The following is a 12,077-nucleotide window of genomic DNA, read 5'->3' on the forward strand; positions in this document are numbered from 1 at the left end:
AGCGTATGATTGCGGGGCCTGTCCTTCCAGACGGCCCCGCGTCTTTTTTGGGATGCACCTCGTGAAGCACCTCGGCGACATGCCGACTGCGGGCACGGCGTTGGAAGGCACGGCAACACTCTCTGCCGCCGACCTCCAGCCGATGTCCGATCCCGATTTCTCCTTCACCAGCGCCTCCGGCTCGCGACGCGGCTTCTGGTGGCTGGTGGCGCTCGGGCTCGTGGTGGTGATGGCCGTGGTGTGCGCGACCACCTTTGTGGTGGCGTGGAACCGGGGCCTCACGCAGGCCCAGCAGGCCGCCGGAGGGCGGGTCGACCGCTATGCCGCCAACCTCAAGAGCACGCTCGATCGCTACGAATACCTGCCGGCCCTGGTGGCGCTGCATCCGTTCATCCACGATCTGCTCGCCAATCCGACACCTGCCAACGTCGACCGCGCGAACCGCTATCTGCGCGAAGTCAACGATCGCGCGCACGCCACTGCCACCTACGTGATCGCCCCCAGCGGCAAGGCGCTGGCAGCATCCAACTACAACCAGCCCGACAGCTTCGTCGGCGCCGAATATCTGTTCCGGCCGTATTTCCAGCAGGCAGCGGAAGGCCACGTCGGGCGCTTCTACGGTATTGGCATTACGCGTGAAGAGCCCGGCTATTACATCTCCCAGCCGGTCATGCAGGATGGCCGCGTGATCGGCGTGACGGTGGTCAAACTCAACCTCGAATGGTTCGGCCGCGCCAGCCACGACGCGTCGGAACCGGTGATGGTGGCCGACGAGAACGGCGTGATTTTCCTGTCGTCCGTACCCGCGTGGCAGTACCGCACGGTGGAGCCGCTCACGTCCAAACTGCAGGCGCAGTTGGAGGCGACGCGCCAGTATTACCGCAAGCAGATCACGCCGCTGCCGCTGCAGCCCGAGGCGCCGGCCTTCCTGCGATTGACCGGGCGATTGCCCGAAGGCGCAGAACTGATTCGCGTTGGCGAGCGCACGAACGCCACGCGCTATCTGCAGGTTTCGCGTGAACTGGTCGAGCCGGACTGGACGCTGATGTATCTCACGCCGGTGGAGCCCGTGATGAGTGCTGCGCGCAGCGCCACCGTGGCGGCGGCGTTTGCCTTCGCGTTCGCGTGCCTGCTGCTCTTCTACTGGCGACAGCGGCGCCTGCGCATGATGGAGATGCTGCGTAGCCGCCGCCTGCTGGAAGCCGCGTATGACCAGCTCGAACGCCGTGTCGAAGACCGCACGGCCGACCTGATGGCCACCAATGAACAACTGCAGCACGAGATCGTCGACCGCACGCGTGCCGAGGCCGAACTGCGCGCCACGCAGGATGAACTCGTGCAGGCCAGCAAGCTTGCCGCGCTGGGCCAGATGGCCGCCGGCATCACGCACGAACTGAACCAGCCGCTGGCTGCGCTGCGCACGTTCTCCGACAACACCCGTATCCTGCTCGAACGCGGCCAGCACGGCGCTGCCACCGATAACCTGCAGGCAATTGCCGACCTGACCGAGCGCATGGGCAAGATCACCGCACAGCTCAAGTTGTTTGCGGGACGCTCACGGCGCAAGGTGGTGGATGTGCAGGTGCGCGTGGCGCTGGATCACACGCTCGCGCTGCTGCGCCCTCGCCTGGGCGACGTGTTGGTCGAACTGCACTGGCGCATCCCCGAGACAGAGGCCGTCGTTCGCGCAGATGAACTGAAGCTGGAGCAAGTGCTGATCAATCTGATTGGCAACGCGCTCGATGCGATCAACGCCAATGAACCGGTACGCGCCGGCCGCATCGACATCACCATCGGCCCCACCGAGGGAGCGCAGGCGCAATCGAATCAACTGACCATCGCCGTGCGCGACAACGGCCCTGGCATTCCGCCCGACGCCATGCCGCACCTGTTCGAGCCGTTCTTCACCACCAAGGAGATCGGCCAGGGGCTCGGCCTTGGCCTGGCGATTTCCACCAGCATCGCGCGCGACTTTGGCGGCTCGCTGTCGGCGGCCAACATGCCGGGCGGCGGGGCCCAATTTACGCTGACATTGGTACGCGCCGACGTCACCTCCGCGGCAACCACCTGATCCGTTTTCCACACAGATACGAACCATGTCCGAAGGCTTGAACGTTCTCTTCATCGAAGACGACCCGCCTGTGCGCCAGGCCACCGCGCAGAGCCTGGAACTGGCCGGCTTCAATGTGCAGGCGTTCGGCAGCGCCGAAGAAGCCGTCGGCAAGATCGACGCGAACTTTCCCGGCGTGGTCGTGAGCGACCTGCGCCTGCCGGGCGCGAGCGGCCTGGACGTGCTCACGCACTGCCAGTCGTTTGGCACGGGCATTCCCGTGGTGCTTGTCACCGGCCATGGCGACATCACGATGGCCGTGCAGGCCATGCGCGAAGGCGCGTTCGACTTCATCGAGAAGCCGTTTCCCGCCGAACGCCTGACCGAGACGGTGCGTCGCGCCGTCGAACGCCGCGCGCTGGAGTTGGAAAACCGCGCACTGCGTCGTGAACTGGCCGGCCCGGCGGCTGGCACGCGCATCATCGGGCGCTCACCAGCGATGGCCGCCGTACGCGCGCTGATCGAGAACGTCGCGACCACCGATGCGCCGGTGCTCATCAACGGCGAGACCGGCACGGGCAAGGAACTCGTCGCGCGCAGTCTGCACATGCTCTCGCCGCGTCACGACAAGCCGTTCATCGCGCTGAACTGCGGCGCCGTGCCTGAACAGATTTTCGAGAGCGAGATGTTCGGCTACGAGGCCGGTGCCTTCACCGGTGCGGGCAAGCGGCGCATCGGCAAGCTTGAGCACGCATCGGGCGGCACGCTGTTCCTCGACGAAATCGAGAGCATGCCGATCGCGCTGCAGGTCAAGCTGCTGCGCGTGTTGCAGGAGGGCGCGCTGGAGCGGCTGGGCTCGAATGCTTCGGTGCGCATCGACGTGCGCATCGTTGCGGCCGCCAAGGGCGATATGGAAGCGCTGATCGAGGCGGGCGGTTTCCGGCGCGATCTGTACTACCGCCTGAATGTCGTCGTCATCGACCTGCCACCGCTGCGCGAACGCCGCGAAGACATCATCCCGCTGTTCGAACATTTCCTGCTCGAAGCCGCTGTGCGCTATCAGCGTCCGCTGCCGATGCTGGCCGAGCGTCAGCGCCACGAGCTGATGCAATCGAACTGGCCCGGCAACGTGCGCGAGCTGCGTAATGCGGCCGACCGTCTTGTGCTTGGCGTCGGCCGCATGCCGGTCGTGCCGGATGCTTCGGAAGACGGCATGCCGCTCAAGGAGCGCGTCGAGCGCTACGAGCGCACGGTGATTGCCGAAACACTGGCGCGCACGGGCGGCTCGGTCCACCAGGCGGCGGACATTCTGCAGGTCGGCCGTGCGACGCTGTATGACAAGATCAAGCGGTACGGCCTTTGACTTGGCACGCCCCGCACGCGACAACGCCCGGCACAAGCCGGGCGTTGTCTTTTCGCGCTCAACTCGGGATCGGATGCGCATCCGCCACCGGATATCCACGGTCATCCGTCGGAATCCGCTGCGTCTGAAACGCGATCAGCAGCGCCTGAAATTTGCCGTCGATTTCCACGATGACAGCACCGTCCTGCTGCGTGCCGTTTTCGCGCGAATGGTCCTTCACACCCGGTGTATGCACGACCGGGTTGCCTTGGTTCATGTGCGTCTCGTGCAGTCCGTTGTGCTGCGGCTCGAACAAGAAACCGAAGCCGTAGACCGTGACGTCGGTGCGCGGCGGCCAGCCTTTACGGTCGTCGTCGCCGGAACTGCCGTGGTAGACGTAGTCGATCGGCGTGGCGGTGCGGTCGAGGTTGAGCATGTCGTCAACGAGCGCGTTGATGTCGTTGTGTTCGGTTTCGGTGTCCAGCGCGACCGGCCGCATGTTCGGGAAGTCCACGAGCCCGGCGTCGCGCAGGTAGTCCAGGCGTGGGAAGCCGCCTGCGTGCAGCCCGGGGGCGAGCGCAGTCAGGTCGGCGGTGATCGGCAACTGCAGATCCGTTGTCCACTGATACAGCACGTGATAGCCGGCAGCACCCGCACCTGGCATGCTCGAGTCGGATTTCACATTGGCGAGCACCACAAAGTCCGCGCCATCCGGCGCTTCCAGCACGATGGCGTAATGCGGATTGCCGTTGTAGCCCTCCAGGTAGGGCACGCCGAATTTCAGCTTGCCCTTGAACATGCGGTAGTGATTGACCATGCGCACTCCATCGAACCAGGCATTGACGGACCGTCATTGCAACAGGCTCGCGTGAACCTAGTGTGGAACCTGTGTATCGCCCGAAAACAAAAACGCCCGGCATCGACCGGGCGTTTCGCTTGAATCGGGGGCGCGGACCGCTTAAGCCTGCTTGTCCAGCGCCTGCTTGAGCAGAGCATCGAACGACGACCATTCCGGTTCGCCCACATAGCGCTTGAGGATGCGGCCTTCGCGGTCAACCAGGAACGTGGTCGGCGTGAGCTGCACGTCGCCGAACGCCTTGGCGGCGGAGCCGTCCGCGTCCATGGCGACCTTGAAGGGCAACTGTCGCGTCTGGCTGAAGTTCATCACATACATCGGCGCGTCGTAGCTCATCGCCACGGCCACGTATTCCAGGCCTTCGCCTTTGTACTTGTTGTACGTCTGGATCATGTTGGGCATTTCCTTGATGCAGGTGGCGCAACTCGTGGCCCAGAAGTTGACGAGATAGACCTTTCCCTTCAGGTCTTGCGTCGAAAGCTTTTGCCCATCCAGCAGCGTGAACGTGGCAGCAGGGACCTGCTGCGACGGCGAGAACGCACGCCAGCCGAACCAGCCGCCCACAGCCAGCACCAGCATGATCACGGGCAGCAGCCAGCGGCGGCCGCCGGACGTGGCGGTGGCAGTTGCTGGGGCTGCGGAGGAAGTCAGGGTCGAGGCCATGTCGGCAACGGGTCAGGAAGAAAAATCAGGCATCTATTGTAGGCCCGACGCGCCGGCGCCGCATGTCCGCCGCGACAATCCGTCCATGGCGCGATGCGTGCGTCACTTATCGCTGGCGAGGGCGGCTTCGTACAGAGCGAGGTCAGTGGCGGAAAAGCAGCAAAAGGTGATTGCGTCCAAGCCGGCGCCATGCTCGCGCGCGGCACGTACGGCAATCGGTGCAGCCAACTGCGGCGGGAAGCCATACACACCGGTGCTGATGCACGGAAACGCGATGCTGCGCACTTCGTGCTTGCGCGCCAGTTCCAGGCTGTTGCGATAGCACGCGGCCAGCAACGCCGCCTCGTCCTGCCGGCCACCGTGCCAGATCGGCCCGACGGTGTGGATGACGTAGCGGGCAGGCAGGCGAAAACCCGGCGTGAGTTTCGCTTCACCGGTGCGGCAGCCATGGAGTGCGCGGCACGCCTCCAGCAGTTCTGGCCCCGCCGCGCGGTGGATGGCGCCATCCACGCCGCCCCCGCCGAGCAGCGAGCTGTTCGCCGCATTGACGATGGCATCACAGTCGAGCGTGGTGATGTCGGCACGCAGGGCACGGACGGTGACAGAGATTGGCATGGCGCGGTCCTTGACAGGGAGAGCGGACGTCTGTGTCGGATAATAGGCGGCTCAGAAACCGGCCGGAAACCGACAGGAGGCGATGTGGCAGTCAAAGTAACGGCAGGTTGGCGGATCGGGTTGGGTGCGTTGGCCTGTGCCCTGCTGGTGGCCTGTTCGCCAAAGTACGACTGGCGCACGGTGCATTCCAACGAGGGCGCCTACGCCGTGGACTACCCCGCCAAGCCCACCGCAGAAGCCCGCCCCATCGCCATCAACGGCCAACGCATGCCGATGACGATGCAGGCCGCCAGCGTCGACGGCACGCTGTTCGCCATCGGCGTGGTGGAACTGCCCGCGGATGATCCGGTCTGGCGCCAGCGCGCCGTGGAGGCGCTGCGCAACGGCCTGTCCGCCAACTTGAAGGGCCACGTGACCGAGCGCGACATCGCCGTGCAGACCGCCGCGCAGCCGCCTCTGTCATTGCCAGCGTTAGAGTTGATTGCGCTCGGTGCCGGCGGAGACGATCCCGCGCCGCGCCGGCTGACCGCCCGCGTGGTCGCCACGGGAAAGCACGCCTACCAAGCCGTCGTGCTGGAATCGGGCGATGCCGCTCGCGACGCGCGCCAGCAGGAGCAGGTCGACCAGTTCCTTGCTAGCTTCCATCCGTACTAGGCCCGCACAGACCTGGGCGAACTGGCCGCAGCCGGTGCACAATTATCGTTTTGCGCTTTACAGCAACACAACGCATCACGGGGAACCATCATGACGTTGCAAGTCTGGCTGGCCTTCTTTTTGGCTGCCTGGGTGATCGCCATCTCGCCCGGGTCGGGCGCCATCCTGTGCATGAGCCACGGCCTGACGCATGGCGTGCGCCGCACGTCGGTCACGATTGCCGGGCTGGAGCTGGGCATTGTCGTGATCCTGTTCATAGCGGGTGCCGGGCTGGGCGCGCTGCTGATCGCGTCGGAGCACGCCTTTACGGCCATCAAGATCATTGGTGCGATGTACCTGATCTACCTGGGTATCGTGCAATGGCGCACGCCCATCCAGATCGCCAAGCCCACTGAGGGCGAGCCCCTGAAGGTCTCGGGCAGCGGTGCGCGCCGTCGGTTCCTGGTTGGATTGCTGACCAATCTGACGAACCCGAAGGGCATCCTGTTCATGGTGGCCGTGCTGCCGCAGTTCATCGATCCGGCCAAGCCGCTGCTTTCGCAACTCGGCATCCTGGCGGCGACGATGGTGTTCGTCGACCTGATCGTCATGCACGGCTATGCGCTGCTGGCCTCGCGCGCGCAGCGCCTGTTCCGCAATCCGCGCGCACTGCGTTGGCAGAGCCGCTTCTTTGGCGGCATGCTGATGAGCATCGGCGCAGCGCTGTTCTTCGTGAAGCGCCAGACTGCGTGAGCTTCACACCGCCGCAGGGCTGCCCGCCAAGTCGTTGAGGGCACAGCGTGGGGATGCGCGCTAATCCGCCTTCACCCCGCGCCGATACTGAATGGCCTCGCCCACATGCGCCGCGTCGATCTGCTCGTCGCCTGCCAGATCGGCAATCGTGCGGGCGAGCTTGAGCACGCGTGCATAGGCGCGGGCGGACCACGAGAAGCGCGTCATCGCGTGGCGCAGCAAGCCATCCGCCGCATCGGTGCGGCTGCAATGCAGATCGATTTCATGGCCGCCCAGCAAGGCGTTGCGTTTGCCTTGTCGTGCGAGCTGTCGCGCGTGCGCGGCAGAGACACGCTCGGCCACGTTGCGCGTCGGTTCACCAGGCGGCCCGTCGAGCAACTCCTCCTGCGAGGGCGTCGGGACCTCTATCTGCACATCGATGCGATCAAGCAGTGGCCCCGAAATGCGCGCCTGGTATCGCTCCACCTGATCCGGTGTGCAGCGGCACGCCCGCAGCGGATGCCCGCGATAGCCGCACGGACACGGGTTCATTGCGGCAATCAGCTGGAAGCTGGCAGGGAAGTCTGTCTGATGCGCTGCGCGTGAGATGGTGATGTGGCCGGTTTCCAATGGCTCACGCAGGACTTCGAGCACACGGCGCTCGAACTCGGGAAGCTCGTCGTAGATTATGTTTTGCGCAACACTAGCCGAGTCTCCCAATTCCTTTTTGCTACGGGGCTCAAAGTTACGGCTATGGTACAAAGTATAGCTACAACTCCATGAGGTCACGTGGGGGTGAAGTTGTGGCTAGTGGGGCTCTCCCTCCGCTGGAACTAGCGTTGGCGCAGGGCGGCTACTCGGGGCAGCCGAATGAGCCCTCACGGGCTGTATAGGGTCTGCCCCGAAAGAAATTTAGCCTTCTTCGCTGACTTTCCCTTCAGCAGCATTAGCCTCGAAGCCAGCTTCCTCCGCCAAGCACTCTTGCAGCAGCTTCTCAAGCGCTTCCTTGGCCTGCCTGCCCTCGCGAAGCTCTGCCCCAGCAATGGTCATCACGCGCTGCTGCTCTGCTTTGGGCTTTCCCTCTTCGATAGCTTGCTGTCCAAGCTTCCAGTACAGGTCGGCCTCTTTGATGTGCTCGGCATAGATAATTAGATGCGCCAGCACACGCCAAGCATTCTCTCGAGCTCTGGCAGCGTCAGGTGATTTCGCGTAACCGCCGTTCTCGCTGGTCTTCGCCCACCGAGCGATATGTGTGCCGCACTCGATGAGAACTTCTCCGACTTCGCTGCTAATGCTCACACTCATTTGGGTTCCTCTCAGTAAAGCTCAGAGAATCGGCAACCTACACCCGGAACTTTAGACGCCGCTGCGCATTGGCCAAGTCTTGCTACAAGGCCTCAATCCGCCGCTAGTGGGTAAAATCAGGTCCGATATCGACCGACACCGTAATAGCACCAACGACGGCCATTCCCCAGGCGTTCGGCCGCCTAACAAAACGAGCCGGTACAGGCCAACAAATGAACCACCAAGCGCTATCGTCCTTCATCTGGTCTGTCGCCGACCTACTGCGAGGCGACTACAAGCAATCCGAGTATGGTCGCGTCATCCTGCCGTTCACCGTCCTGCGACGGTTGGACTGCGTGCTGGAATCTACCAAGGCAGCCGTGCTAGCGGACTTTGAGGCCAAGACCAAAGCGGGTATCAACCCAGAGCCCTTCCTGTTGCGACGGGTCGGCAACGCTAAGTTCTACAACACCTCACCGCTCGACCTCGTCAAGCTTCTTGGCGACCAAGACCATATCCGGCAGAACTTGTACGCCTACATCCAGGCGTTCTCGCCGGCTGCGCGCGATATTTTCGAACGCTTTGATTTCTACACGCAGATTGAGCGACTCGCCAAAGCCAACCTGCTCTATCTAGTCACCGAGAAGTTCGCCAACATCGACCTGCACCCCGCTGCCGTAGACAACGCTCGAATGGGCCTTGTCTTTGAGGAGCTGATTCGGAGGTTCGCGGAAATTTCCAATGAGACTGCCGGGGAGCACTTCACCCCACGCGAAGTTATCCGGCTGATGGTGAACCTCATCTTTATCGAGGATGACGATGTGCTCGCGCCCGGCAACGCCGTAGTACGCACAATCTACGACCCAACGGCCGGGACGGGGGGCATGCTGTCAGTGGCCGGTGAATAGCCGAGATGGGACGCAAGAGTCTGTGGTTAATGCAAGACCTCGGTCCCAACCTTCTTGTGATTGCCGAAAAAGCGGCTGAACTATGGGAGAAGACAGCCTCTGAAGGCTGGTCTCATCATACGCTCAGAGATAAGCGCGGCGCGGCTCCCTGGAGAGGCTGGGCCGTGCAACAAGAGCAAAGGCCGACCTGAACCATCCAAATGCCAGAGTAGCTGTACGCACCGTCTTGAAGAAGCATTCTTGCGAGAGGATGTTGATGGGTCCATTCGCGACTCGCTTTCCGCCTATGAACAGGCCATCACTGACGACGAGTCCCTGACCGCAGCACACTGGGCTGCACAGGTGCGTACGCATGTGCAGCGCTTCCCAGACCTGCGGGATAAATGGATGAAGCTTCTTGCTCAATCAAAGGCGCACCACGATGACGTAGCTCGTCGGCCAACGCCCAGCGGTTCAGCGTGGCGAACCAGCGATGCTTCAGCGTGTGACGAACAAGGTCGGTTTGCCACTTTGGTGGAAGATGGCGACTGGATTCTTTGGGCTCGGGTGTTTTCCAGTGAAGTTGATTGAGACTCAGTCCCAACCGAGTGGTATTGGCAATTCTCATAAAGTTGCTAAAAACCAAACGGTCCATGCCTGCGTCGAAAGCGCACTGTCTATGTATGTCGGAAAGTTGCGCGACGGAAGTCACGACAGGCATTGAAGAACCCATTTTCTCGACGGCATCGAGAATTCGCCACCATGAGCGCAGTGCAACTAGGTATTGCTCGACCGATTTTTCGGCCAATGGAGAAAACTGGTCTCGGATTGCTGGAGCGAGCTCCTCAATCAGTTGGGGGCGGCCACGGAAGCCTCCACTTCTGGCGCTGTTCGGTTTGCCATCTCTAAAGACGGTAAGGTCTACGAAGCAGGGCTTCTTAGGGTGGGACGTGTGGAAGCGCAGCAAATCTTCGGTGTCGGGCGGGGTCGATGGAGTCTCCACCAGTACCAAAGATGGTTCGCCACGTTGGGGAAGCTGGTTTTTTGTATTTTTATTAGCGCGAATGCTCATTTTATTTCTTATTCCTCTCCTTCGGTATCATCTTCAGGCTCCGCTTCACCGTCGAACGATAGCGGCACGGCGAGCATGTCCATCACCCAACGCAGATAAATCATCGTGGTCGAGTCTTGCGCATGACCCAACTGAGGCTGTATTTGGAGTCGGATGATGCTGAGCGCCGTGCTCTCCAGCAAGGCTGTGGCAGTCTCGTGGCTAAGCGAGGCAATGCCTTGGTGCTTCTTGAGCTCTCGCCATAGAATCGAGCAAGCCCACCAGTGGCGACCTTGGTGAGGTGACCATCCATCGATTGGGGGTGTAACCCCCGTCCACGCGCTATAAAGCTCCGTTCCCTTAAAGCGAGCTCCATCTGATTCGCGCAGGAATAGGTGAACCGACTGCTTGGCGCGCGCTAGCCGAGCTGTGCCTTTGGCGTCTTTCACCCACTTTGCAAAGGCTTGGTTCCGAGCGGTACGGCGGTACTCATGCCACCGCAGTGCCAAAGTGAGCGGAATCAAAATGTCACGTGAGGGCCCAATCTTGTCGCCGTGGTCGGTGCCGTAACTTGGGCCTTTCGTTCCATAGCGCAGATTGACGCGGACTTGTTGCTGCTCAGCGGGTGCCAAGGGATTGGCAATATGCCAGTCCTCCCGCCTCTCTGGCAAAGTGTCGAGACGTAGACTAACGACCTCCTCTCGCCGCATGGCGGTGAGCAATACCGTCTCGCACATCAATAGTTGTGTAGCTCCGAATCTTTTATTTACGCGTGCGAGCCACTGACGCACTTCATCGTCGGCTGGCATACGCAAGGAGGCCTTTGTCGGGCGCACCTTACCTTTTCGTACGCGAACAATCTTGTCGAGATGGCCAATCGAGCTGACGGCGGAGCCTACCTTAACTGTTTTTATGTCGTAAGGAACTTCGAACGATGGGCGATTTCCTTTGTCGGTCAACCAAGTCAGAAAGTCGCATGCCTGCTGAACACGCACGTTGACAGTTGTCGCGGACAAGCCTTGGCCAGTTCGTGACCAAAGCCCTTCCAACATCTCTTTCTGATATCGACCTGCGACATGGGTCGCGTAGTCGCAACTGAAGATGTCTATGCCGCGCAGTTCGGCCCACTCGAGGAAGTTGGCCAACCATTGGGCATAGTTATTCATCGTCTTCACGGTGGGAATGCGACCTTCTGAACTCGCACCGCGAAATTCTGGTCCCCATAGACCCAAGCCACGGTCAATGAGATATGCGTTGCCCAGTCGGTGGTAGCCGGGGCGCGAATCTGTAATGACCCAGTGAAAACCTGCTCACGTCACAATGGAAGAAAAGACGATGAGCACGAAGATGGAAGAAGACATCAAGCGGTGGACGGCCAAGCGCAAGAGCGCGTTGGTGCTGGACATCATTCAGGGCAAGACGACAGTGGCAGAGGCCAGCCGCGCCTATGACCTGTCGCCCTCCGAGGTCGAGGGTTGGGTGGATGACGGCAAGCGCGGCATGGAGAATGCGCTGCGGGCCAACCCGCTGGACCTGAAAGATCAGTACGAGCGGCAGATCAAGGACCTGCAGGAAGCGTACGGCGAAGCCATGCTGGAGTTGCGCGCAAGAAAAAAATTGCAGTCCCTGCTGGGCGAGGACGACAAGTGATCGAGATGATCCGCCAGGGACTGCAGGCTGACGGCATTACCGTCTCGATCTCGAAGCTGTGCCGGTGGTTTAACGTACCGCGTCGCAGCGTGTATTACCGGCCAGTCAAGGCAGAGCCGAAGGTCCAGGCCCGCTTCGCGGAGCCGATCAAGGCGATGATCGAAGAGTCGCCGTCGTTCGGTTACCGTACCGTCGCGTATCTGCTGGGGTTCAATAAGAACACCGTGCAGCGCATCTTCCAGCTCATGGGTTGGCAGGTTCGCAAACGTCCCGTCGGCTTCCGGCCGCGCATTCAAGCGATGCCGTCAGTGGCT

The 12,077-nt window shown here is 61.8% G+C and carries 11 protein-coding genes and 3 pseudogenes; 7 read left to right on the forward strand and 7 right to left on the reverse strand.

All coding sequences use genetic code 11. From position 1 onward, the window contains the following. The first annotated feature begins 52 nt into the window (after positions 1-52). The gene (locus CFE42_RS23175; protein WP_004633822.1) at positions 53-2,071 is read left to right on the forward strand and encodes a sensor histidine kinase; all 2,019 of its coding nucleotides are present in this window, start codon (positions 53-55) and stop codon (positions 2,069-2,071) included. Between the two features lie 25 nt (positions 2,072-2,096). Beyond that, positions 2,097-3,413, forward strand: coding sequence for a sigma-54 dependent transcriptional regulator (locus tag CFE42_RS23180; RefSeq protein WP_004633824.1), 1,317 nt, complete (start codon positions 2,097-2,099; stop codon positions 3,411-3,413). 58 nt (positions 3,414-3,471) lie between these two features. On the opposite strand, the gene CFE42_RS23185 is transcribed toward CFE42_RS23180, so the two are convergent. From CFE42_RS23185 to CFE42_RS23195, 3 genes are all read right to left on the reverse strand, one after another. Further along, positions 3,472-4,209 carry a DUF2278 family protein gene (locus tag CFE42_RS23185; RefSeq protein ID WP_004633826.1) on the reverse strand — a complete coding sequence of 246 codons (738 nt, stop codon included), beginning with the start codon at positions 4,207-4,209 and terminating at the stop codon, positions 3,472-3,474. A gap of 141 nt (positions 4,210-4,350) precedes the next feature. Beyond that, the gene (locus CFE42_RS23190; RefSeq protein ID WP_004633828.1) at positions 4,351-4,911 is read right to left on the reverse strand and encodes a TlpA disulfide reductase family protein; all 561 of its coding nucleotides are present in this window, start codon (positions 4,909-4,911) and stop codon (positions 4,351-4,353) included. 102 nt (positions 4,912-5,013) lie between these two features. Continuing rightward, positions 5,014-5,526: an O-acetyl-ADP-ribose deacetylase gene (locus CFE42_RS23195; RefSeq protein WP_004633829.1), complete on the reverse strand. Its 513-nt coding sequence runs from the start codon at positions 5,524-5,526 to the stop codon at positions 5,014-5,016. A gap of 84 nt (positions 5,527-5,610) precedes the next feature. Between CFE42_RS23195 and CFE42_RS23200 the strand changes: the two genes are divergently transcribed. Continuing rightward, on the forward strand, positions 5,611-6,180 hold the full coding sequence (locus CFE42_RS23200; RefSeq protein WP_004633831.1) for a hypothetical protein: 570 nt from the start codon (positions 5,611-5,613) through the stop codon (positions 6,178-6,180). Between the two features lie 90 nt (positions 6,181-6,270). After that, the gene (locus CFE42_RS23205) at positions 6,271-6,912 is read left to right on the forward strand and encodes a LysE family transporter (protein WP_004633832.1); all 642 of its coding nucleotides are present in this window, start codon (positions 6,271-6,273) and stop codon (positions 6,910-6,912) included. Between the two features lie 60 nt (positions 6,913-6,972). Here the strand turns inward: CFE42_RS23205 and CFE42_RS23210 are convergent. Together CFE42_RS23210 and CFE42_RS23215 are read right to left on the reverse strand one after the other, a co-directional pair. Continuing rightward, positions 6,973-7,581: pseudogene (locus CFE42_RS23210) on the reverse strand (ATP-binding protein); the annotation flags it as partial. 222 nt (positions 7,582-7,803) lie between these two features. Next, complete coding sequence (locus CFE42_RS23215; protein WP_004633835.1) at positions 7,804-8,196, reverse strand: hypothetical protein; 393 nt, start codon at positions 8,194-8,196, stop codon at positions 7,804-7,806. A 212-nt stretch (positions 8,197-8,408) separates the two neighbouring features. Here CFE42_RS23215 and CFE42_RS23220 point away from each other — a divergent pair. Continuing rightward, a pseudogene (locus tag CFE42_RS23220) lies at positions 8,409-9,080 on the forward strand (type I restriction-modification system subunit M N-terminal domain-containing protein); the annotation flags it as partial. Positions 9,081-9,381: 301 nt separating this feature from the next. Here the strand turns inward: CFE42_RS23220 and CFE42_RS23225 are convergent. Both CFE42_RS23225 and CFE42_RS23230 read right to left on the reverse strand, forming a co-directional pair. Then, a complete protein-coding gene (locus tag CFE42_RS23225) occupies positions 9,382-10,134 on the reverse strand; it encodes a hypothetical protein (protein WP_004633839.1) in 753 nt (250 codons plus the stop codon). Between the two features lie 8 nt (positions 10,135-10,142). Beyond that, positions 10,143-11,288 carry a site-specific integrase gene (locus tag CFE42_RS23230; protein ID WP_193747938.1) on the reverse strand — a complete coding sequence of 382 codons (1,146 nt, stop codon included), beginning with the start codon at positions 11,286-11,288 and terminating at the stop codon, positions 10,143-10,145. A 160-nt stretch (positions 11,289-11,448) separates the two neighbouring features. Here CFE42_RS23230 and CFE42_RS23235 point away from each other — a divergent pair, with 160 nt between their 5' ends. Together CFE42_RS23235 and CFE42_RS23240 are read left to right on the forward strand one after the other, a co-directional pair. Continuing rightward, positions 11,449-11,763 (forward strand): DUF1153 domain-containing protein, encoded by a 315-nt coding sequence (locus tag CFE42_RS23235; protein ID WP_004637757.1) that lies wholly within the window; start codon positions 11,449-11,451, stop codon positions 11,761-11,763. A gap of 5 nt (positions 11,764-11,768) precedes the next feature. Then, positions 11,769-12,077 (forward strand): annotated as a pseudogene (locus CFE42_RS23240) (IS3 family transposase); the annotation flags it as partial.

The sequence above is a fragment of the Ralstonia sp. PBBBR1 genome (genome assembly GCF_002256165.1).
In the GTDB taxonomy this organism is placed as follows: domain Bacteria; phylum Pseudomonadota; class Gammaproteobacteria; order Burkholderiales; family Burkholderiaceae; genus Ralstonia; species Ralstonia thomasii.